The organism is Bradyrhizobium sp. HKCCYLRH3097 (assembly GCF_051167875.1).
In the GTDB taxonomy this organism is placed as follows: domain Bacteria; phylum Pseudomonadota; class Alphaproteobacteria; order Rhizobiales; family Xanthobacteraceae; genus Bradyrhizobium.
In genome coordinates this window covers 355,155-376,172 of the sequence record NZ_JBNPTX010000003.1, presented here as the reverse complement: position 1 = coordinate 376,172, position 21,018 = coordinate 355,155, and the positions used below count along the sequence as shown (strand labels likewise).

Sequence of the window (21,018 nt, the reverse complement as noted above, 5' to 3'; positions counted from 1 at the left end):
CAGAGATTGGCTTGCGTCTCTTCTTATCCATCAACTCCGAGATTCCGGGTTCAAGGCCTTGCGGCCTTGCCCCGGAATGACAGCAAGATCACTCCGCCGCCTGCTGTGCCGAGACGGCGCCCGGCAGCGCCTTCACCAGCGCCGTCAGCTCCGCCATCTCCTCCGCGGTCAGATCGGTCAGCGGCAGGCGGACAGGGCCGGAATCGCGGCCGATCACCTTCATGCCGGCCTTGATGATCGAGACCGCGTAGCCCTTCTTGCGGTTGCGTATCGCGATCAGCGGCAAAATGAAATCCTTCAATCCGGCCTGGATGGTGGCGTGGTCGCGCTTGCGCACTGCGGCATAGAAGTTCGTCGCGAACTCCGGCACGAAGTTGAACACGGCCGAGGAGTAGGTCGTCACGCCCATGTCGAGATAGGGCAGGGCGAAGGTCTCGGCGGTCGGCAGGCCGCCGATATAGGTCAGGCGGTCGCCCATCCTGGTGTAGACACGGGTCATCAGCTCGATGTCGCCGATGCCGTCCTTGTAGCCGACCAGGTTCGGGCAGCGCTCGCACAGCCGTGCCAGGGTGTCCGGCTGCAGGATGGCGTTGTCGCGATTGTAGACGATGACGCCGATCTTGACCGATTTGCAGACCGCCTCGACATGGGCGGCGAGGCCGTCCTGCTCGGCATGCATCAGATAGGGCGGCAGCAGCAGGAGGCCGTCGGCGCCGGCCTTCTCGGCGCCAATCGCGATCTCGCGCGCGATCGCGGTGCCGTAGCCGGTGCCAGCGAGCACGGGCACGCGGCCCTTGGTCTCGTCGACCGCGACCTTGACCACCTCCGGCACCTCGGCCGCGGTCAGCGAGAAGAACTCGCCGGTGCCGCCGGCAGCGAACAGGCCCGCGACGTCATAGCCGCACAGCCAGTCCATGTTGGCGCGATAGGTGGCCTCGTCGAACGAATAGTCGGCCTTGAACGGCGTCACGGGGAAGGAGAGCAGGCCGCTGCCGATCTTCGCAGCCATTTCCGTCGGGGTCATCTTGCTCATCGCGCGGGTCCTTCACGAATGTCCTTGGGAACGGGCGCGGCCGGCGCCGGCGCGCATTCCCCCGGGCGATGTCGTAGGACCAAGTTCGATGCCGGTCCAAGCCAATGACGGTATCGATTGATGCGGATCAGATATCAATCTTCCGCGTGCTGCACGGCGAGATTGCCGGCCAGCTCGACCAGTGCCGGCAGCAGCGGATTGTCGTGATCGCGCCGCCAGACCAGGAACAGCTCGGCCGGCGTCGGGTTGCGCAGCTTCAGCGGCCGCAGCCGGACATCGGCGATCTTCAGGCTGGAGGCAGCTTCGGGCACGATCGCAAGCCCGAGGCCGGCGCGCACCATCGCCAGGATCGAGTGGATCTGGCTCAGATGCTGCACGTAGCGGGGCAGCACCTCTGCACGCATGAACTGCGACACCAGGAGATCGTGGAAATAGCGCGCCTCGGTCTGCGAATACATGATGAAGTTCTGGCCGTCGAAATCACGGATCGACACGGCCTCGGCGGAGGCGAGACGATGGCGGCGCGGCAGCGCGGCGCAGAGCGGCTCGGCGACGACGCGGCGGGTGGCGAATTCGGGGCGCGCGATCGGCGGCCGCAGCAGGCCGGCGTCGATCTGGCCGGAGGCCAGCGCCTCGATCTGGTCGCCGGAGACCATTTCCTTCAGCGACAGATCGGCTTCTGGAAGCTCGCTGCGGCAGGCGGCGACCAGATCGGGCAGGAAGCTGTAAGCCGCGGCCGCGGTGAAGCCGATCTTGAGCGAGCCGCTCTTGCCGCTGGCAATGCGCTGCGCCACCTGGGCGGCGCTCTCGGCCATTTTCAGGATGCGCCGCGCCTCGGGCAAAAAGCTGCGCCCGGCCGGCGTCAGCTTGACCGAGCGGCTGGTGCGCTCCAGCAGCACCGCATCGATGATGTGCTCCAGCACCTGGATCTGCCGCGACAGCGGCGGCTGCGTCATGTTGAGCCGGATCGCGGCGCGGCCGAAATGCAGCTCCTCGGCCACGGTGACGAAGCAGCGCAGCTGGTTGAGGTCGAACATCGATGCGTCCTCGGCATGGATACGGCGGATTGTGCGGGCTTGGTAGCATCGATTGGGTGCCGTGGGAATGTTGGCGGGATCATCGGCCGCGGCTTGGCAGACGCGCCCAGCTCGGCGGTTCGCATCAGGCGGGGCCACTGCCTGCCGCGGCCGTCATGCGCGGAGCGAAGCGATGATGCAATCCCGAGTCGCCGGCCGCCGTGGTGCCCGCGCACATGTTGACATCTGCAATGCAATACGCCCGCGGCGTGCGCCGCGCATCGCCGGCCATGCCGCGGCCGACGACCCCGGCTGCCACCTCGCCAAGGCCGAGATCGGCCTGACCGTGCCGGCCAACCCCATCACGACCTCACTCTATCCTATCGCGGAAGTGAATCAGGAAGCTCCGCTGTCCCAAACGTCCGGAACGAGATCTCCTTCTCCGTTGTGGCCAGCTACTGAGCCGCACGTTGCGGGCGCGGCGCTGCGGCTGTCCATGGCGAGCGTCAGGTGCCTGCTCACTTGGCGGATGCAGCAGCGCGGGCATCCGCAATGGCCTGCTTGAAAGCCTGTGCATTGGGGACGCCGGGGATGCGGAAATGGCCGATGATGAAGGCCGGCGTGCCGCGGAAGCCGAGGCCCGTGGCCTGCTCGTGGTTGCGCGCGAGCACGGCGTCGATGTCGGCGCGCTTGGCCGCGAGGTCGGCCTTGGCGCGGGCGAGGTCGATTCCGGCACCGCTGAGCGCCGCATCGACCTTGGCCTCGGACAGCTTCTCATTGAGCGAGATCAGCGCCTCATGGGCCTCGGCGAACTTGTCCTGATATCTCGCCGCCAGGGTGAGGCGTGCCGCGTAGATCGAGGCGCCGCCGAAGATCGGCCAATCCTTGAAGACGAGACGGACGTGACCGTCGTCGCGAACCACCTTGGCGAGCTCCGGGCTGATCTTGCGGCAATACGGACACTGATAGTCGAAATACTCGACGATCGTGATGTCGCCCTCGGCGTTTCCGACAGCAGGGATTGCGGGATCGTGCAGGATGCGCGCCTCGCTCAGAATGTCGGTGTCGTCGTCCTCGGCGCGAGCCTGGAGCGGCAGGATAGCCGCAGTCAACAGCAGCAGCATAGCGATCGATGCGGCAAAGGTCTTCGTGGTCATGTCTTGTCGTTCTCCTGATGAGGGATGGTCGATGCGGTGTCGATGGCGTCCAGCACGATCTGCGACGTCAGTAGTTCGGGAAGCAGGATGCCGTTGGGAGCGCCCGGGCCGAACACGACGTTGAACGGCAGGCCGTAGCGGCCGAAGGATCGCAGATAGGTCGCGATCGCGTCGCTGGGCGAGGTCCAGTCCGCCTTGACGGCAACGACACCTGACGCGAGTCGGCTGCGCACGGCCGTGCTGTCGAGCACGAGCTTCTCGTTGACCTTGCAGGTGACGCACCAACTGGCGCCGATATCGACGAAGACCGTATGGCCGGCGCGCACCTGTGCCGTGATCTCGGCGGGCACCAGCGGCTGCCAGGCGATTCCGGCCACCCGGTCCGCTCCGTCCGGCGTCTTGATGTAGGTCGCTGCCGCCAGCGCCAGCCCTGTCGCGATGGCGAGGCAGGCTCCAGCGATCGTTCGCCGCAACGGGAAGCGGAGCGCCGCCATGATCAGCGCAGTCACGAGCAGCGCAGCGCCGAGGATGGCCGCAGTCGGGGAGCCACTGACGTCGGCGAGCACGATCAGCAGCCATAGCGCGGTCGCCGCCATCGCCGCCGCTGCGACGGCGCGCAGCTTCAGCATCCAGCGGCCGGGCCGCGGGAAGAGTGCGGCAAGGCCCGGCGCCGCGGCGAGAGACAGATATGGCGCAGCCATGCCGAGCCCGAGCGTGGTGAACACCAGCAAGATCTGCGGCGCGGCCTGCGACAGCGCGAAAGCGACGGCGGTGCCGACGAACGGCGCCGAGCACGGCGTGGCCAGCAGCGTCATGACGAAGCCGTTGATGGCATGACCTGCCATCGTCCTGCGGCTCGCAGCGTTGCCGAGGCGGCCGGCGATCCACCACGGCAGGTTGATCTCGAACAGGCCGAGCAGGTTGGCACCGAATGCCGCGAGCACGATGATCATCGCGATGAGGAAAGCGGGCTGCTGAAACTGCAGGCCCCAGCCGACTTCGGCGCCGGCGGCCTTGAGTGCGGAGAGGATGATGGCAAGGGTCACGAACGAGGCGACGATGCCGGCGGCCGTCGCCAGGAATGCCCGACGCGGCGAGGGCGCGTGTGCGGGATCGTGATCGACCAGCGAAACGAGCTTCAGCGACAGCACCGGAAACACGCAGGGCATGAAGTTGAGGATGAAGCCGCCGAGCAGGGCCACGCCGAGAATGGCCCAGATCGATGCCGCCGAAGGACGCGGTGCCGGTGTGGCTGCTTTGGCCGCAGAAGCGCGAGCAGCTTGATCGGCATCCACCGGAAGCATGGCCTCGATCGATCGGTCGCCATCGACCAGGGTGACCCGCAGGCGTTGTCCCGGACCGGCCTGATCGAGGCCTTGCACCGGCACGGTGATCCGTACGCCGCCGTCCGACATCGGGCTCACCCGGGGACGGCCGCCGGACACGGCATCGTTCCCATCAAGGAAGACGTCGGGCGCGTGCAGCGGCGGCGTCGCATGCGCCTCGAGCTGCAGATGCGGCTTTGGTTGCCGATCGATGCGCAACGCCGTGATGGAGAGCCCGGGCGAACTCGCGCGGGGGACGCTCTGCCGCCATTCGTCGATCAGCGCCTGATCGTTCGGCCGGTGCGAGACGGCGGGGATGTCGGCCTCGAGATGGGCCTCCTGCTGGGTGCAGATGACCGAGCAGACGAACAGCACCATTTTCAGTGTGAGATGTGCGGGCGCCGCTCCATCCTCGAGCCGCACGCGCAACGGAAACAGCACGTGCTCAGCGTAGCCGAACGTGTCGATATCCTGCTCGCTGAAGCGGCTCGGCGCCGGCCATTCGACGGTGACATCGGCGACGTTGCGTGAGCCGCTCCAGTCGAATTCGGGTGGCGCGCCGGCATCGCCGGGTGAGCGCCAATAGGTGTGCCAGCCTGCATCCAGCCTGACATCCAGTCCGGCCCATGCCGCGGCCGGGCCGCCGTCTGCGCGCGTGACGTCGCCGACCAGCAGGCGCGTGTCGACGTTCGGCTGCGGCCGCAACTGACCCGCGGCGGCGGCCGTCGCCGCAAGATGGAGCAGGCCGAGCAGCCATGCGAGCCGGCCAAGATGACGGATGGACATGATGATCTCCTGCGCGCTGATCGCACATTGCGGTGGCAGTTTGCGCCGCGCGATCCGGCGCGGGGCGCGCCTGGAGACGGGCACCACGAGCCGATCCGCGTGACCCGCGATCGATGTTTGGATATTCGTTCGCTCAAGTCACGGCGTTACGCTGCCCGTGAGCCGATGGGCACGGAACGGTCAGGCGTGGCGACAGGGAGGACGGTAGGGCGAAGACGCGTGGCATTGCGTCGTCAGCGCCTCATCATAGGCGTGCCAGGACAGCGTCCGGGAGGCGGCAACCGGCTGTGCCGCAGGATTGTCGCTCGCCGGGACGGCGGTCAGACCAGCCGCGGCAAACGGACACGTGTTGATCATGCCCGGGATGACGGCCTTCCTGCAGGGCTTGGGCGCGCTCGTGGTCGTTCGGGACCATTGGTGCGCACCGGCACCGGCGCCGGCGTCTGCCGTTGCAACCTCGAACGTTCCGAGCAGAGGCGCCAGACTCAAGACGAGCGCGATCAGCGCCGCTATCAGGCGGCGTGTCATCGCTGGCATCTCGAAATCAGCACGCCTCATCTTGGATCAAGATCTCCAGTTTGGACTGGTCGCGCAGACCGGCCGCTCCTGGCAACTGACATCTTCGTGACACCGCGAGCTCGCGGCCAAGCCGGCATCGCGTGAGCAAAGCGAGTGGTTCTCAAAGTACGTTGATCGGTACCTTCAGGAATGTCTTTCCCGTCGCGTCCGCGGGAGGCAGATGTCCTGCGCGGATGTTGACCTGAAGTGATGGAATGATCAGGCGCGGCATGCCGAGCGTCTTGTCGCGGGCCTCGCGGAGCGCGACGAACTCGTTCTCGGTCATCCCGTCTCGCGCGTGGATGTTGTGGAGTCGCTCCTCGCCGACGGTCGTTTCCCAGCGCACCGCGCGGTCGTTGGGGGCATAGTCATGACACATGAACAGCCGGGTCTCGCGCGGCAGCGTCTCAAGGATCTTCCGGATCGAGCGGTACAGCGTGCGCGCATCGCCGCCTGGAAAGTCGGCCCGCGCCGTTCCCCCGTCCGGCATGAACAGGGTGTCGCCGACGAAAGCAGCATCGCCCATCACATGTGTGGCACAGGCCGGCGTATGGCCGGGCGTGTGCATCACGAAGGCCGTCATCTGTCCCACCTGATAGGTGTCGCCATCCTTGAACAGCCGGTCGAACTGGCTGCCGTCGCGGCGAAATTCCGTGCCCTCGTTGAAGACCTTGCCGAAGGTCTCCTGCACGGTCAGGATATGTTCGCCGATGCCGATCTTGCCGCCGAGCTTGTCCTGGATATAGGGCGCAGCGGAGAGATGGTCGGCATGCGCATGCGTTTCGATCAGCCACTCCGGCCTGAGGCCGTTGATCTTCACGTAGTCGATCAGCATGTCGGCGGAGCGGGTGCTGATGCGGCCGGCTGCGTAGTCGATGTCGAGGACGGGATCGACGATCGCGCAGGACGGCGATGACGGGTCCTTCACCACGTAGCTGATCGTGCTGGTGTCAGGATCGAAGAATCCGGCCACCTTCGGCTGCACGCCGAGATCGATTGGATAGGACATGGCTGCTGCTCCACGATTTGGCTCCGGGGCGGCATCGCCGCCCACGCCCCGTTTTGTCGTCCAGAACGGTCTAAGACGTCGGATTGGACTTCGTTCCGCAGGTATTGATGCCGAGCATCGCGTAGGGCGGGCACCAGCCGATCAGTGCGGTGCCCAGCGGGATCAGGCCCAGAAGGCCCCACAAGGTGTGCGGCCCTACGACCGTGAGACTGAGGATGGCGAGTCCGACGATGATCCTGAGCAGCCGGTCGATCTTGCCAATGTTCTGTGTCATGTCGCGCTCCCTTTGGCTTGCGATGATGCAGACGATAGAGCGGGACATTGCGCGGGTATGTAACTAAGTCACCAAGAGACGCCGGTTCCTAGCCATGCTGGGCCAGCTGGACGAGCGCCGGTCTGTCGGTGATCTCGACGATTCCGCGAGCCATTCGCAACCAGCCGCGCCTTGCGAATTCATTGAGCTGCCGGCTGATGACCTCGCGCGCGCTGCCGAGCTCGTTGGCGAGCTCCTGATGCGTCGCAGCGATCTGCTGCTTCGCCCCGGCGAGATCCAGAAGCTTCTGCGCGAGCCGCACATCGATCCGCTCGAACGCGACTTCCTCGATGATGCGGAAGAGATTGGTGACACGGCGGCTGAACGCGGTGAAGACGAACTGGCGGAATTCGCGCGAGCTGGCGATCAGCCGGTCGAACAGCGCGCGCGGGATCGCCACGGCACGGATCCGGGTTTCCGCGATGCCCTCGGCCTGGTATTCCTCGTAACCCATCAGGCAGGCCGTGGTCAGCGCGCAGCTCTCGCCTGCCTGGACGCGGTAGAGCACGATCTCGCGGCCGGACTCGGACGTCTGCTGCACGCGGATGGTCCCGTCCAGCAGCAGCAGGAAGGAGTCCGGCGCCTGGCCGGGGCCGAAGATCCGGCTGCCTTCCGGAAGCTCGACAATGAGGCTGGCCTCGCGCAACTGCGCGGAGATCTCCTCCGGCAATTGCCGCAACGGCGGGAAAGCGAGCGTCCAGTCCTGCTTCGACGGCATTACGACATCCGGCTGCGCCACATCGGCGTCGTCCAGACTTGCCATAGGATCGCGCGTGGGTCGAGGGACGGGATCTGCCCCCGTCCCCAATCTTCGGACGAGAGAGCTCGCATGGACTCCGGCAGCGCGTTGCCTTGCCACCGATCGGCGTCTCACGCATGCGCGGCCGTTGCAGGTGGGCCAGACCAAAAGGTTGCCGCACCTGCCGGCAGAGCAAGGCCCGCACACTCTCGGACCGCGCCTTTCCTCGCTCTTTGCTCTTAGCTCTTGGTGCTTGCCGTCTTGTCGAGCGCCGCCCGCAAACCCTTGGCGAGCTTGATCGCATCATCGTTCGCCCAGAAGTGCATGAAGAAGAGGCGGGGGTGTTCGTCCAGCATGTGACTATGCAGCGCCGTGACCTCGATGCCGTGGGCACGGAGCGTCCGGATCACGGGGTTCACCTCCTCCCCGCTCAGCACGAAGTCACCGGTGACGGCGGCCTTGCCTGCGCCGGTCGGCTGGAAGTTGATGCCCGTCGCGACGCCCATCGCCGCGACGGGAGACAAGGATAGTCCGCCCTCGACGATGGGATCGCGTCGCGGCACGCTGAACTGATAGACTCCGCCATTGGCCTGTCCTTTGACCGCCAGGATCTGATCGAGCTGTGCCGTGTCGAGATCGATGGCCGGTGGCGGCGTGGTCGGCGACGCCGCAACCGTCAACGGTGTCTTGCTGTCGGCGAGGGCGTCGCGGATGGCGGACGCGAGTTTGACCGGATCTCCGTGACCGACGACATGCATGTAGGACGTTGCTGGGCTCGCGCGGAGCAGATGGTTGTGCACGGCGCTGATTTCGAGCCCGCCGGCGATCATCTTCGCCATCACCGGGTTGATCTCTGATTCCAGCAGGACGAGATCGCCCATGATCATGGTGGCGCCATGCGCCGGCTTGAACGCGACCCAGCCGCCGAGCGCGAGCGCCGGCCTGATGGTTACGCCGTCCAGGGTCACCGCGAGATCGGTGCGCGGGAAGCCGTACCGGCGGACGTCTCCCGCCACGGACGGCTTCCGGCCCAATGTCTCGTCGACCTTCTGCCAATCGATGTCCTGTGCGCGCGCCGTCGAGACGATCGGTCCGGCGCCGTGTGCGAGGAGGCAGGCGCCGAGGCCCAACAGACTCCAGATCGTGCTTCTCATCGTTCGCTCCTTTTGGTCTGGCACTGCCCCATGTTCCGTCGCAGCGTGCTCTCAGATGACGCCCGCAAAGCGCATCAGGATGCCCGCGATGCACGAGGCGGCGAGCACGACGAGCATTCCCACGTTGAAGCGGAAAATGGCCGTGGCGGCCGCAACCGACAGGACAACGGCCGGCAGGTCGATGCTCATCGGCCGGGGCGCGTCGAATGACAGTCCGAATCCCTGGATCGGAAAGGTCTCGCGGAAGAGGGTGTGCAGCGCGAACCAGATCGAGAGATTGAGAATCACGCCGACGACGGCGGCGGTGATGGCCGAGAGCGCGCCGCCGAGCGCCTTGTTTCCCCGCAACGCCTCGATGTAGGGCGCGCCGACGAAGATCCAGAGAAAGCAGGGCGCGAACGTCACCCACGTCGCCAGCAGTCCGCCCAGCGTGCCTGCGAGCATGGGAGACAGCCCGCTCGCCCCGCGGAACGCGGCCATGAAGCCCACGAACTGGACGACCATGATCAGGGGACCGGGAGTCGTCTCCGCCATGCCGAGGCCGTCGAGCATCTCGCGCGGAGCAACCCAGTGATAGTACTCCGCGGCCTGTTGCGCGACGTAGGCGAGCACGGCGTAGGCGCCGCCGAACGTCACCATCGCCATCTTGCTGAAGAAGATAGCGATCTGACCGAAGACGTCGTTCGGCCCGAGCAGGATCAGCAGTGCGAAGACGGGGGCGAGCCAGATCGCGAGCCAGACGGCCGCCACGCGCAGCGCGCGCGAAGCGTTCGGACGGACGTGATCCGGCACGGCTTCGCCGAGCATGCTGTCGATCGCACCGGCGTTCTTGCCGCCGTGTTCGAGGGCTGCGAATTCCGGCCGGCCGAGGCGGGCAGCGACGAAGCCGATGACTCCGGCAGCAATGATGATGATCGGAAACGGCGCGCGGAAGAAGAAGATCGCGACGAAGGCTGCGGCCGCCAGTCCGATCATGATCCGATTGCGTAGCGCGCGCTTGCCGACGCGGACGACGGCCTGGATCACGATCGCCAGCACGGCCGCCTTGAGGCCGAAGAACAAGGCTTCGACGACGCCGACATTGCCATAGGCCGCATAGATGTAGCTGAGGCCCATGATGGCGAAAATGCCGGGCAGAATGAAAAGTGTGCCCGCAACGATGCCGCCGGTGGTCCGGTGCAGCAGCCAGCCGATATAGGTCGCAAGCTGCTGCGCCTCGGGTCCCGGCAGCAGCATGCAGTAGTTCAGGGCGTGCAGGAAGCGGCTCTCCGAGATCCAGTTCTTCTCCTCGACGAGGATGCGATGCATGACCGCGATCTGGCCGGCGGGGCCGCCGAAACTCAGACAGGCCACCCGGATCCACACGAGAAGCGCGTCGTTGAAGGAGATGCCATGGGCGTGCTCGGCCGCAACCGGCTTCCGCGATGCTACGAGGTCCGTCATGACTTCACCTTGCTGGACGGCCAGTTGTGCGCCTCCTTCGTGGCGTCGCGGCACCAGCGGTAGAAGGCATCATAGAGCAGCAGCCCCGCGCTCAACTGCTCCAGATCGTCGTCGTACATTCGCGACAGCCCGAGTGAAGCGGCAAGGAGGCCGGGAGCCTCGGGCGAGAGATCAAGTCGCGCCGTATCCGCGGCCCGCACCAGCGTGGCGAGTCGTTCCAAGGGTGGTGTCCGCAGACCGAGCCCCTCGACCATGACGTCGAAGGTGCAAAGCTCGCCGCGGTGGCTCCAGAAGACATTCTCGATGTCGAAGGGAGTGGCTTGGAAACGCTCGGCGACGGCTTCGACTTCGGCCGGCGTCACGAACAGGAAGACCGCTGCAGGGTCGACGAAGCGACGGATCAGCCATGGACAGGCGATGCGGTCGATCTTGGGACGTGATCGCGTGACCCAGACGGTGCGGCCGCGGTCGTCCCTCGCGGGAATCCTGTCTGCGGGCACGGTCGGGAGTTGGGACTCCGTCCAGCCGACGTGGCCGCCCTCGAGGACCTCGGCTGCGACGTTGCTGCACCGGAGCCAGGCCGCGGTACCTTCGCTCAGCTTCTTGCCTTTCTGGCAGATCACGACAACCGATTGGCCGGTGAAGCTCGGTGCCCATTGCTGGACGTCGAGATGGGAGCGCCTGGCGGCGCCGGGGATGAGGCGTGGGTCGGCGGCGAAATCCTCGTCGACACGCACGTCGACGAGCCGTGGCGAGGTCGCCGTGCCGATCAGTCGAGACAATTTTTCGGGTGAGATCGAGGTGTATGATGATGACATGCTGCGCCCTTGGTGACCAGGACGCGATTCTTGGGCATGTTGCCTCGCGGGGAGATCGCACATCCCCGTGCGGCAGAATAAAGCGCTCGATTGTTCGGCTGTCAACCCATCCCTGTGCTGGAACGATCGGGGGACCGCCGCGGTCGCCATTGGGGTCGACCCGCCTCAGATCAGCAGGGGCAGCTGGGCTTCCACCGCGATGTCTTGCTGCTGCAAGGATGACAGCGAGACGCCGAGGAGCCGCACCGGCTTGGCCAGGGGCATCTCGCTCTGAAGCAGCGCGACGGACAAGCGTGCCAGATCCTCCCGGCTCGCGACCAGGTTGGCGACGGACCTGCTGCGTGTGATGATTTCGAAGTCCGCGAACTTGACCTTCAGCGTGACCGTCCGGCCCCTGTTGCCGCTGGCTTCGCAATGCTGCCAGACCTTGTCGATCAGCGGCTGCAGCTCCGCCAGCATCGGCTCGAAGTCGGTCAGGTCGGTCGAGAAGGTGTTTTCGGCGCCGACTGATTTGCGGATGCGATTGGCTCGGACCGGACGATTGTCGATGCCGCGCGAGATCCAATAGTAGTGGTGGCCAGCCTTGCCGAAATGCTGCTGGAGGAAGGGCAGGGTCTGGTTGCGGATGTCGAGCCCGGTGTGAATTCCGAGCGCGTTGAATTTCGCTGCGGTCGCCGGGCCGATGCCATGAAACCTGCCGACCGGCAGCCCCTCCACAAAGGCCGGACCCATCTCCGGCGAAATGACGTATTGCCCATTGGGCTTGCGATGGTCCGAGGCCAGCTTGGCGAGGAACTTGTTGTAGGAGATTCCCGCGGAGGCATTGAGTCCGGTCTCGGCCTTGATCTTGGCCCGGATCTGCAAGGCGATGTCGCGTGCCAGCTGGATGCCTTGCAGATTCTCGGTGACGTCCAGATAGGCCTCGTCCAGCGACAGAGGTTCGATGATCGGCGTGTGCTCGGCGAAGATGGCGCGGATCTGCTGGCTGATGGCCTTGTAGACCTCGAAGCGCGGCTTGACGAAGATCAGGTGCGGGCACTGGCGCTTTGCCGTCACCGACGGCATGGCCGAGCGCACGCCGAACGCCCGAGCCTCGTAGCTTGCGGCTGCCACCACGCCGCGCTCGCGCGATCCCCCGACGGCCACGGGCTTGCCGCGCAGCTCGGGATTGTCCCGCTGCTCGACCGACGCGTAGAATGCATCCATGTCGATGTGGATGATCTTGCGAATGGCCGTCGGCGCGCCATCCTGTTCCGGGCCGGAGCTTGGCATGGCCAAGCTCTATCAGAGCGCGGCGATGAAGTCTGCACAGCCAAGTGCTGGCTGCCAACAACGTCCCTTACAAAGACGTTGCGACGTCGGTCTCCCTCAGCCTTCAATCGGCGACGACGGAAGCACGCTCATGAGAAGGGATCGCCGACCGTGATCGAGACGAAGCAACGCAGTCGGGACCTGCCGTCAAAGCCGCTCACGACGTTGCGACCATGGGCCTGAAGCAGCTGTGATGTTCGAGCTCACTTTCCTGGGGACCTCGGCGAGCGTTCCGTCGGCGGACCGCAATCATCCCGGCCTTCTCGTTCGAGCAGGCCGGCATCGCATTCTCGTCGATTGCGGCGAGGGGACCCAGCGTCAGCTGCTCCGCAGTGGGGCAGGCTTTCGCCGGCTCGATCGGATCCTGCTCACCCACGGCCATTTCGACCATGTCCTCGGCATTCCCGGGCTGTTTTCCACCCTGCGGCTGCGCAGGAGCGCTGACATCATGCGCGTCCACGGCGGCCCCGACACGCTCGATGTGGTGGTCCGAATGCTCGCAGGGCTGTGGGGCGAGGGCCGCGCGCCGATCTCGCTTGAGCTCGTTCCGCTCAGGCGCGGGGAGGTTCTCGACGCCGGCGAGTTTATGATCAACTGCTTTCCCGTCCGGCACCGCGACACCGACAGCTTCGGCTTCGCATTTGTGAGTCGAGCGCGCCGCCATCTGAAGCCAGATCGTCTGGCAGCGCTCGCGGTGCCTGATGGGCCCGTGCGGAAGGCATTGGCGGAGGGCCGGCCGGTCACGCTGGAGGACGGCCGAACCATCGATCCCGAGGATGTTCTGGGGCCTCCGCAGGGGGCGAAGAAGCTCGTCATCGCCGGCGATGCGGAAACGACCGAGGGTCTGCACGAGTACGTCCGCGACGCGGACATGCTCGTGATCGAGGCGACCTTCCTCCGGCGCGATTCGGCCATGGCTCGCGACTACGGCCACCTGACGGCCGCGGAGGCCGCCGGGCTGGCGGCGTCCAGCAACGTCAGGCAGCTCGTCCTGAACCACATCTCCGGCCGCTATCCCGACGAGGAGATCCTCGCCGAGGCGCGGGAGATCTTTCCTGACAGCCGTGTCGCGATCGATTTCGACCGGCTGGTGGTCTAGCGGCTCGCTCGGGTACGTCTGCTACGTCGCCCCTGAGCCGCTCTGCAAACGGCTCTGGGCGAACGTGATGTACCAGTCGAGGCAATCGGGATTGGCCATCGCATCGCGGTTGATGACCTTGTCGAGCGGCTGCCCGAGCAGGAGCTTCTTGATCGGGAGCTCCTGCTTCTTGCCGGACAGCGTGCGCGGAATCTCGGCAACCGCGAAGATGTCGTCAGGCACGAAGCGTCGCGACAGGCTGGCTTCCACCGCCATGTTGATCTTCCGCTTCATCGCCGCATCGAGCGCGACGCCGTCGCGCAGCACCACGAACAGCGGCATGTAGCTGTCTCGGCCGAGATATTCGAGATCGACGACCAGCGAATCCAGGATCTCCGGCAGCGCTTCGATGGCCGAGTACAATTCGCTCGTCCCCATGCGCAGCCCGTGGCGATTGATGGTCGCGTCGCTGCGGCCATAGATCACGCAGGAGCCGTCCGGATCGACCTTGAGCCAGTCGCCGTGCCGCCAGACCGGCCCGCCCTCGCGCGTCTCGAAGGCGTCGAAATAGCTCGCGAGATAGCGGACATTCCCCGCGTCGTTCCAGAACCGCAGCGGCATCGACGGCATCGGCGCGGTGCAGACGAGCTCTCCGACCTCGCCGATGACAGGCTGGCCCTGGTCGTTGAAGGCCTCGACCGCTGCTCCGAGCACGCGGCACTGCATCGTTCCGGGCACCTGCGGCAATTCGCGGTTGCCGCCGATGAAGGCGCCGGCGAAATCGGTGCCGCCCGAGATGTTGGCCCACCACATTTGCGCCTGCGCCCGGCTGCCATTGACCTGCGACAGCGCCGCGAACCGCTGATCGAACCAGGCCTGCGTGTCGGCGCTGAGCGGCGAGCCGGTGGACCCGAGGCAACGCAGATGGGACAGATCGCCCGCGTCGGTCAGGTTGATCTCCGCCTTGACGCAGCTCGCGAAGAACGCCGCGCCCGCACCGAAGAAGGTGGATTTCGAATTCGCCACGAATCGCCACAGCGTGGTCCAGTCCGGACGATCCTTCGGCCCGGCGGGGCTGCCGTCGAAGACGCAGCACGTGGTCCCGTTCAGGAGCGCGCCGACCTGGTTGTTCCACATGATCCAGCCGGTCGAGCTGTACCAGTGATAGCGCTCGCCGAACGAATTGGGCTGATAGGAGCAGCCGATGTCGTTGTGCAGCCCGAGCAGGGCCAGCGTGACGATGATGATGCCGCCGTGACCATGCACGATCGGCTTCGGCAGCCCGGTGGTGCCGCTCGAGTAGACGATCCAGAGCGGATGATCGAACGGAAGCCACTCCGGTTCGAAGGCATCGACGCCAGGGCTCGTTCTTGCCAGAACGTCCGAGAGACGAACCCCGCCGCTCACCGGCGCGCCGGCATCGTCACTGTGCAGGATGACGTGGCCGAGTGTCGGCAACGACCGGCGCAGCTCCTCGATGACACCGCGGCGATCGTGCCGGCGGCCGGCATAGGTGACCGCATCGCAGGCGATCAGCACCTTGGGTTCGATCTGCTTGAACCGGTCGATCACGGCGGGCGCGGCCATGTCGGGGGCGCAAACGCTCCAGATCGCGCCAATGCTCGCCGAAGCGAGAAACGCGATGATGGCCTCGGGTATATTGGGCAGATAGGCGGCGACCCGGTCGCCGGGCGCTATGCCTTGCTCGCGCAGATGCAGCGCCAGGGCGGCTGCCTTTCGCCGGAGCTCGGGCCAGGTCGTCTCCGTGAGCCTGCCGTCCTCGTGACTGCTGATGATCGCAGGCAGGCCCGCCGCATCGGCGGCTTCGACGTGACGAAAGACTTGCTGGGCGTAGTTGACCGAAGCGCCCGGAAACCAGACCGCTCCCGGCATCGTGCGCTTGCCCAGGACGGTCGAAAACGCGGTCGGCGACTGCAGGTCATAATAGTCCCAGATGCTGCGCCAGAAGCCGTCGAGGTCGCGGATGGACCATTGCCGCATCTGCTCGAAGTTCTCGAAGTGGAGGCCGCGATTGTCCCTCAGCCATTGCCGATAGAGAGCCATTTGCGGGACGTAGGGAGCTATCATCATTCGTTCCGGCTTGTTTGCATGGTACGGCCAGGAGACGCCAAGAGGCGCTCATTTCGACTTCTGCTTCCGCCGCTTGTAGAGCGCGTTGAAGCCCCCGGCCATGAAGGTCACGAACCGCTCGCGGACCGCGGCGAAATCGTCGGACTTGCACAGGCCGCCGGACAGGCGGTCGATCCGGCCGGTCCGTGACAGGATCAGCGAGTAGGCGCCGGAGGTGAACTGGAAGCTCCAGAACAGGTCCTCAGGCGTGGCGTCGGGCAACGCCTTCTGCAGCAGCCCGATGAGACGCAGCACCATGGGATCGAGATAGGTGTCCATCATCTCCACGCCATAGCCCGGCGCGTTGGCGACCTGTGCGAAGATGCGGCCGAAGTGTCGCCAGTTGTCCTCTTCGTTGACGTAGACGTCGAACGCGCCGTCATAATAGGCGCGCAGCGCGCCTTCAACGGTCGGACGATCTCCGACCTTGGCCTCGTAGGCATCCAGCCCGGCCGTGCGCACCGTGACAGCATATTCCATGCGGCGTTCGAACACGGCATCGAACAACGCCCTCTTGCCCTCGAAGTAGTAATGGATCAGCGCGGGATGGATGCCCATCCTGTCGGCCACATCCTTGATCGTCACGCCGAAATAGCCGAGCTGCGCGAACAGCTCCTCGCTGGTGTCGAGGATCAGCTTCACCGTCGTCGCGCGCTGTTCCGCGCGCGTGCGGCGTCCCTCGGATTTCGGCTGTGCTGGCATGCTCTCCATGGTCCCTGATCGGCGCAGACAGGAACGGCGCCGTTGGTGTTTGACGATGAGGGGGTGGGCGCGCCCGGTCAAGCAGGACTTCGGGCTTCCAACATTTTCATTTAGTGCTAAATGAATGAACTTGACCGCCGGCCGGTCGGACGGTAGGTCTCGGAGACCTGATGGAAAACGGTCGACGATCGGGCGGCGGCCAACGCGCTGCCAGTCTCGTCGTGCGCGGACATCATCAAAGAGAATCGGCTGGCCATGGATCAGCCGCTCACGGGAGGACACATGACACGGATCGAGTCGACGGCGGCTGCCGTGCTGATGCTCGGTGTGGCGCTTTCAGCCCCGGCGTTCGCCCAGAAGAAATACGACGTCGGCGCCACCGACACCGAGATCAAGATCGGCCAGACGAACCCGCTCAGCGGGCCGGCTTCCGCTTTCGGAGCCATCGGCAAGGCGGAAGCGGCCTATATCCGCATGATCAACGTGCAGGGCGGCGTCAACGGGCGCAAGATCAACCTCATCCAGTATGACGACGCCTATAGCCCGCCGAAGACCGTCGAGCAGGTGCGCAAGCTGGTCGAAAGCGACGAGGTGCTGACCACGTTCCAGATCATCGGCACGCCGCCGAACGCTGCGGTCCAGAAATATCTGAACGGCAAGGGCGTTCCGCAGCTTCTGGCGGGAAGCGGAGCGTCCCGCTTCACCGATCCCAAGAACTTTCCGTGGACGATCTCCGCCAACCCGAACTACCAGTCGGAAGCGCACATCTACGCCAGATACATTCTGGAGAACCATCCGAACGCGAAGATCGGCATCCTGTATCAGAACGACGACCTCGGCAAAGACTACGTCAAGGGGCTGAAGGACGGGCTCGGCGCCAAGGCCGGCATGATCGTGAAGGAGCTGTCCTACGAGCTGTCCGATCCGACGATCGATTCCCAGCTGGTGACGCTCAAGGCCTCAGGTGCCGATCTGTTCTACAACATGTCGACGCCGAAATTCGCGGCGCAATCGATCAGGAAGGCCGGCGAGCTTGGCTGGAAGCCCGTCCACATCCTGGAGGTCAACGCGACGGCGGTCGGTCAGGTGCTCGTGCCCGCAGGGCTCGAGAATGCCAAGGACATCATCTCGGTCGCCTACGGCAAGGATCCGCTCGATCCGCAATGGGCCGATGACGAGGGCATGAAGCGCTACAAGGCGTTCATGGCGAAATACGCGCCCGGCGAGGACGCCAACAGCGGCTTTGCGACCTATGGCTACTCGACGGCGGCCCTGCTCGTCCACATTCTCAGGCAATGCGGCGACGAGCTGACGCGCGCCAACATCATGAAGCAGGCGACCAGCATCAAGGGCTTCGTTCCCGATCTCGGGCTGCCGGGGATGTCGGTGACGACAACCCCCGATGACTACCGCATCAGCAAGCAATTCCAGATGATGAAATTCGACGGTCAGCGCTGGATCATATCGGGTCCGATTCTGACCGACGACGTCAAGGCGGACTAATCCTCTCATCGGCCATGGCCTGACCGAGCGTCGCTTGCGCGCCAGGATACCCTGCTGTCTCTCCGTCACCCGCGCCGGCCGGCGCCGAAGACCGAACTCTGTCCGTCGGAGCGCCACTCATGACCAGCGAAGCCGTCCGCCGCCGTCGGGGCTTCGATCCTGCGGCGCTTGCAGCGATCGGCCCGGGACTCGCCGAATTCGTCGATCGCGGCGAGCTCGCCGGCATCGTGTCTCTCACCTCGCGCGGCGGCGAGGTCGTTCATGCCGAGACGATCGGCTGGCGCGATGTCGAAACCAGGAGCCCCATGCGCCCGGATACGTTGTTCCGGATCGCGTCGATGACCAAGCCGATCACCTCGGTGGCGGCGATGATGCTGGTCGAGGAAGGCAGGATCGCCTTGGCCGACCCGATCTCCCGCTGGATTCCAGAGCTCGCCGATCTGCGGGTCCTGCGTGACGCCGCCGGCCCGCTCGACGAGACCGTGCCCGCCCGGCGCGCGATCACCATCGAGGATCTGCTCACGCACCGCTCGGGCATCGCCTACGCGTTCTTCTCGGAAGGCCCGTTGAAGGTCGCCTATGAGCGCGCGCTCGGCGATCCCGCGATGAACCGGTCGACGCCCGACGAATGGCTCGCGGCGCTCGGCACGCTGCCGCTGGCGTATCAGCCCGGCGACTGCTTCCACTACGGTCATTCGACCGACGTGCTCGGCTTCCTGATCGGCCGGGTCGCACGCAGGCCGCTTCGGCAGGTGCTACAGGAGCGCATCTTCGCGCCGCTCGGCATGGTCGACAGCGATTTCTGGTTGCCGCACGCCAAGCGAGATCGTCTGGCGAGCCTGTACGGATATGACGAGACGGCGGGGCGGCTCGCGAAGGTCGAGCCGGTCATGTATGACGAGCCGCCGGCCTATACGCCGGGCGGCGGCGGGCTGATCTCGTCCGCGCCCGACTATCATCGGTTCGCGCGCATGCTGCTCGGAGGCGGCGAGCTGGACGGCGTCAGGCTGTTGCGGCCCGAAACCGTCAACCTGATGCGCACCAACCGGCTGATCGACGCGCAGCGCCAGATTCCCTTCGCCGGCATGCCGCTGTGGCAGACCTGTGGATTTGGGCTCGGGCTTGCGATCGTCGAGGATGCCGCCGGCAATCCCTATGCCTGTGGCGCACCGGGCACGATCACCTGGCCGGGCATCTTCGGCACCTGGTGGCAGGCCGATCCCGTCAATGACCTGATCATGATCTATCTGATTCAGCATCACGTGCCGGTCTCGGCGGGAACAGGGGCCACGATTGCCACTGGGCGCGGTGCTGCCGGCCGCCGTGCTCTTCCTGTCTATCAGCGTGGAACCTACGCCGCGCTGTCCCAGCTTGCGGAACAAGCGACATGAACGGGGCAGCGCTTGTCACCCCTCGGGTGCCCGGCGGGTTCGTCCAAGATGTGGACGCCAACATTCCGCCGAATGAAACGTCCGATCGGCGGCGGGCGGCCTGTCTTCCACATTGCCGGAGCTGCAACTGGCGTTCACGTCATGCCGAGCTTGTCATCCGGCCGTTATTCTGCTCATTGCTTCTTCAAATTGCGCGATCATGCGTATCGATCGACTGAAGTCGACAGCCAGCGAGGAAACAAGACTATGCGCAAGTTAACTTTAGCCATTGCCCTGATCGTCCCGATGCTCGGTCATGCCGCGCAGGCCGAAGACACCGTCAAGATCGGCTATATCGATCCGCTGTCCGGCGGCGGCGCGAGCATCGGCGAGGGTGGCCTGAAGACGTTCCAGTACCTGGCCGACGAGCTCAACGCCAAGGGCGGCATTCTCGGCCACAAGGTCGAGATCGTGCCGTTCGACAATAAGACCAATCCGCAAGAGAGCCTGATCCAGGCCCAGAAGGCGATCGACGCCGGCGTCCGCTACATCACGCAAGGCAACGGATCATCCGTCGGGCTCGCGCTGGAGGATTTCGTCAACAAGCACAACACGCGCAACCCCGGCAAGGAAGTGCTGTACTTCAACTATGCCGCCGTCGATCCGAGCATGACCAACGAGAAATGCAGCTACTGGCATTTCCGCTGGGACGCCAGCTCGGACATCAAGATGGAGGCGCTCACCAACTACATGAAGGACATCTCTTCCATCAAGAAGGTGTATCTGATCAATCAGGACTATTCGTTCGGCCAGTCGGTCCGCAGCGATGCGCGCAAGATGCTGGCGGCGAAGCGACCCGATGTCCAGATCGTCGGCGACGAGCTGCATCCGCTGCTGAAGATCACGGACTTCTCGCCCTACATTGCCAAGATCAAGGCGTCCGGCGCCGACAGCGTCATCACCGGCAATTGGGGCCAGGACATCGCGCTGCTGCTCAAGGCCGCCGCGGATGCCGGCCTGAAGGTCAACTGGTACACTTATTATGCGGGCGGCGCCGGCGGCCCGACCGCCATCAAGCAGACCGGCCTGGATCATCAGGTCTTCCAGCTGACCGAAGGCTTCGCCAATTCGGGCCATCAGGCTGCGATGGACTACGAGAAGGCGTTCCGCGCCAAGGTCAACATGTCGCTGTGGTATCCGCGGGCGGTCAACGAGATGCGCATGTTCAAGGCGGCGGCCGAGAAGGCCAACTCCATCGATCCGGTGAAGGTCGCGGCCGCGCTCGAGGACCTCAAGCTCGAGGTGCTGGACGGCGGCACCGGCTTCATGCGCAAGGATGATCACCAGTTCTTGCAGCCGATCTACGTCTCGTCCTTCGGCAAGCTCGCGGCGAACGAGCCGTTCGACGAGGAGAACACCGGCTGGGGATGGCACCTGGTCTCCAGGGTCGATACGCCCCAAGCCATGGTGTCGACGACGTGCAAGATGGCGCGGCCGTAACCGATCCGCGCTGGCTTCCCGCACGTCCTCACCGTGCGGGAAGCGGCGTCGGCCCTGCGTCGATCTGTTAGGG

18 protein-coding genes are annotated in these 21,018 nt (G+C 65.3%); 4 read left to right on the top strand and 14 right to left on the bottom strand.

Translation table 11 applies throughout. From position 1 onward, the window contains the following. Nucleotides 1–88 precede the first annotated feature (88 nt). The 12 genes from kdgD to dinB form a co-directional block, all read right to left on the bottom strand. Nucleotides 89–1,033 carry a 5-dehydro-4-deoxyglucarate dehydratase gene (kdgD, locus tag ACQR0U_RS10715; RefSeq protein ID WP_315825338.1) on the bottom strand — a complete coding sequence of 315 codons (945 nt, stop codon included), beginning with the start codon at nucleotides 1,031–1,033 and terminating at the stop codon, nucleotides 89–91. A gap of 134 nt (nucleotides 1,034–1,167) precedes the next feature. Then, nucleotides 1,168–2,070, bottom strand: a complete 903-nt coding sequence (locus ACQR0U_RS10710) for a LysR substrate-binding domain-containing protein (RefSeq protein ID WP_315713553.1) — start codon at nucleotides 2,068–2,070, stop codon at nucleotides 1,168–1,170. Nucleotides 2,071–2,567: 497 nt separating this feature from the next. Beyond that, nucleotides 2,568–3,206 (bottom strand): DsbA family protein, encoded by a 639-nt coding sequence (locus ACQR0U_RS10705; protein ID WP_434843183.1) that lies wholly within the window; start codon nucleotides 3,204–3,206, stop codon nucleotides 2,568–2,570. Further along, nucleotides 3,203–5,317, bottom strand: coding sequence for a protein-disulfide reductase DsbD family protein (locus tag ACQR0U_RS10700; RefSeq protein WP_434843182.1), 2,115 nt, complete (start codon nucleotides 5,315–5,317; stop codon nucleotides 3,203–3,205). The genes ACQR0U_RS10705 and ACQR0U_RS10700 overlap by 4 nt, the downstream gene beginning before the upstream one ends. Nucleotides 5,318–5,497: 180 nt before the next feature. Further along, entirely contained in the window at nucleotides 5,498–5,845 is a 348-nt protein-coding gene (locus ACQR0U_RS10695) for a hypothetical protein (RefSeq protein WP_434843181.1), read from the bottom strand. Between the two features lie 151 nt (nucleotides 5,846–5,996). Beyond that, complete coding sequence (locus ACQR0U_RS10690; RefSeq protein ID WP_434843180.1) at nucleotides 5,997–6,884, bottom strand: MBL fold metallo-hydrolase; 888 nt, start codon at nucleotides 6,882–6,884, stop codon at nucleotides 5,997–5,999. Nucleotides 6,885–6,954: 70 nt separating this feature from the next. Further along, a complete protein-coding gene (locus ACQR0U_RS10685; protein WP_315752337.1) occupies nucleotides 6,955–7,158 on the bottom strand; it encodes a YgaP family membrane protein in 204 nt (67 codons plus the stop codon). Between the two features lie 88 nt (nucleotides 7,159–7,246). Then, nucleotides 7,247–7,915 carry a Crp/Fnr family transcriptional regulator gene (locus ACQR0U_RS10680; RefSeq protein ID WP_316174377.1) on the bottom strand — a complete coding sequence of 223 codons (669 nt, stop codon included), beginning with the start codon at nucleotides 7,913–7,915 and terminating at the stop codon, nucleotides 7,247–7,249. A 260-nt stretch (nucleotides 7,916–8,175) separates the two neighbouring features. After that, the gene (locus ACQR0U_RS10675) at nucleotides 8,176–9,090 is read right to left on the bottom strand and encodes a DUF1259 domain-containing protein (protein WP_316174313.1); all 915 of its coding nucleotides are present in this window, start codon (nucleotides 9,088–9,090) and stop codon (nucleotides 8,176–8,178) included. A gap of 51 nt (nucleotides 9,091–9,141) precedes the next feature. Further along, nucleotides 9,142–10,533: a chromate efflux transporter gene (gene chrA / locus ACQR0U_RS10670; RefSeq protein ID WP_315752339.1), complete on the bottom strand. Its 1,392-nt coding sequence runs from the start codon at nucleotides 10,531–10,533 to the stop codon at nucleotides 9,142–9,144. Next, nucleotides 10,530–11,351, bottom strand: coding sequence for a chromate resistance protein ChrB domain-containing protein (locus ACQR0U_RS10665; protein WP_434843179.1), 822 nt, complete (start codon nucleotides 11,349–11,351; stop codon nucleotides 10,530–10,532). Before ACQR0U_RS10665 ends, chrA begins: the two co-directional genes overlap by 4 nt. Nucleotides 11,352–11,516: 165 nt before the next feature. Next, complete coding sequence (dinB, locus tag ACQR0U_RS10660) at nucleotides 11,517–12,623, bottom strand: DNA polymerase IV (RefSeq protein ID WP_434843178.1); 1,107 nt, start codon at nucleotides 12,621–12,623, stop codon at nucleotides 11,517–11,519. A 232-nt stretch (nucleotides 12,624–12,855) separates the two neighbouring features. Between dinB and ACQR0U_RS10655 the strand changes: the two genes are divergently transcribed. Further along, on the top strand, nucleotides 12,856–13,761 hold the full coding sequence (locus ACQR0U_RS10655) for a ribonuclease Z (RefSeq protein ID WP_434843239.1): 906 nt from the start codon (nucleotides 12,856–12,858) through the stop codon (nucleotides 13,759–13,761). Nucleotides 13,762–13,782: 21 nt separating this feature from the next. On the opposite strand, the gene ACQR0U_RS10650 is transcribed toward ACQR0U_RS10655, so the two are convergent. Together ACQR0U_RS10650 and ACQR0U_RS10645 are read right to left on the bottom strand one after the other, a co-directional pair. Continuing rightward, nucleotides 13,783–15,828 carry an acetoacetate--CoA ligase gene (locus tag ACQR0U_RS10650; protein ID WP_434843177.1) on the bottom strand — a complete coding sequence of 682 codons (2,046 nt, stop codon included), beginning with the start codon at nucleotides 15,826–15,828 and terminating at the stop codon, nucleotides 13,783–13,785. A gap of 51 nt (nucleotides 15,829–15,879) precedes the next feature. Beyond that, a complete protein-coding gene (locus tag ACQR0U_RS10645) occupies nucleotides 15,880–16,572 on the bottom strand; it encodes a TetR/AcrR family transcriptional regulator (RefSeq protein ID WP_315713541.1) in 693 nt (230 codons plus the stop codon). A 282-nt stretch (nucleotides 16,573–16,854) separates the two neighbouring features. Here ACQR0U_RS10645 and ACQR0U_RS10640 point away from each other — a divergent pair, with 282 nt between their 5' ends. The 3 genes from ACQR0U_RS10640 to ACQR0U_RS10630 all read left to right on the top strand — a co-directional run bounded on the left by ACQR0U_RS10640 (nucleotide 16,855) and on the right by ACQR0U_RS10630 (nucleotide 20,945). Continuing rightward, on the top strand, nucleotides 16,855–18,075 hold the full coding sequence (locus tag ACQR0U_RS10640; protein ID WP_434843175.1) for an ABC transporter substrate-binding protein: 1,221 nt from the start codon (nucleotides 16,855–16,857) through the stop codon (nucleotides 18,073–18,075). A gap of 119 nt (nucleotides 18,076–18,194) precedes the next feature. Further along, a complete protein-coding gene (locus ACQR0U_RS10635; protein ID WP_434843174.1) occupies nucleotides 18,195–19,466 on the top strand; it encodes a serine hydrolase domain-containing protein in 1,272 nt (423 codons plus the stop codon). Nucleotides 19,467–19,712: 246 nt separating this feature from the next. Next, nucleotides 19,713–20,945 (top strand): branched-chain amino acid ABC transporter substrate-binding protein, encoded by a 1,233-nt coding sequence (locus tag ACQR0U_RS10630; RefSeq protein WP_434840896.1) that lies wholly within the window; start codon nucleotides 19,713–19,715, stop codon nucleotides 20,943–20,945. Nucleotides 20,946–21,018 lie beyond the last annotated feature (73 nt).

Coding starts and splice junctions, on each gene's coding strand:
- ACQR0U_RS10690 (WP_434843180.1), bottom strand. CDS start 6,884: ATGTCCTATCCAATCGATCTCGGCGTGCAGCCGAAGGTGGCCGGATTC.
- ACQR0U_RS10680 (WP_316174377.1), bottom strand. CDS start 7,915: ATGCCGTCGAAGCAGGACTGGACGCTCGCTTTCCCGCCGTTGCGGCAA.
- ACQR0U_RS10645 (WP_315713541.1), bottom strand. CDS start 16,572: ATGCCAGCACAGCCGAAATCCGAGGGACGCCGCACGCGCGCGGAACAG.
- ACQR0U_RS10675 (WP_316174313.1), bottom strand. CDS start 9,090: ATGAGAAGCACGATCTGGAGTCTGTTGGGCCTCGGCGCCTGCCTCCTC.
- ACQR0U_RS10630 (WP_434840896.1), top strand. CDS start 19,713: ATGCGCAAGTTAACTTTAGCCATTGCCCTGATCGTCCCGATGCTCGGT.
- ACQR0U_RS10700 (WP_434843182.1), bottom strand. CDS start 5,317: ATGTCCATCCGTCATCTTGGCCGGCTCGCATGGCTGCTCGGCCTGCTC.
- dinB (WP_434843178.1), bottom strand. CDS start 12,623: ATGCCAAGCTCCGGCCCGGAACAGGATGGCGCGCCGACGGCCATTCGC.
- ACQR0U_RS10635 (WP_434843174.1), top strand. CDS start 18,195: ATGACCAGCGAAGCCGTCCGCCGCCGTCGGGGCTTCGATCCTGCGGCG.
- kdgD (WP_315825338.1), bottom strand. CDS start 1,033: ATGAGCAAGATGACCCCGACGGAAATGGCTGCGAAGATCGGCAGCGGC.
- ACQR0U_RS10705 (WP_434843183.1), bottom strand. CDS start 3,206: ATGACCACGAAGACCTTTGCCGCATCGATCGCTATGCTGCTGCTGTTG.
- ACQR0U_RS10650 (WP_434843177.1), bottom strand. CDS start 15,828: ATGATAGCTCCCTACGTCCCGCAAATGGCTCTCTATCGGCAATGGCTG.
- ACQR0U_RS10710 (WP_315713553.1), bottom strand. CDS start 2,070: ATGTTCGACCTCAACCAGCTGCGCTGCTTCGTCACCGTGGCCGAGGAG.
- ACQR0U_RS10695 (WP_434843181.1), bottom strand. CDS start 5,845: ATGACACGCCGCCTGATAGCGGCGCTGATCGCGCTCGTCTTGAGTCTG.
- ACQR0U_RS10685 (WP_315752337.1), bottom strand. CDS start 7,158: ATGACACAGAACATTGGCAAGATCGACCGGCTGCTCAGGATCATCGTC.
- ACQR0U_RS10640 (WP_434843175.1), top strand. CDS start 16,855: ATGACACGGATCGAGTCGACGGCGGCTGCCGTGCTGATGCTCGGTGTG.
- ACQR0U_RS10665 (WP_434843179.1), bottom strand. CDS start 11,351: ATGTCATCATCATACACCTCGATCTCACCCGAAAAATTGTCTCGACTG.
- ACQR0U_RS10655 (WP_434843239.1), top strand. CDS start 12,856: ATGTTCGAGCTCACTTTCCTGGGGACCTCGGCGAGCGTTCCGTCGGCG.
- chrA (WP_315752339.1), bottom strand. CDS start 10,533: ATGACGGACCTCGTAGCATCGCGGAAGCCGGTTGCGGCCGAGCACGCC.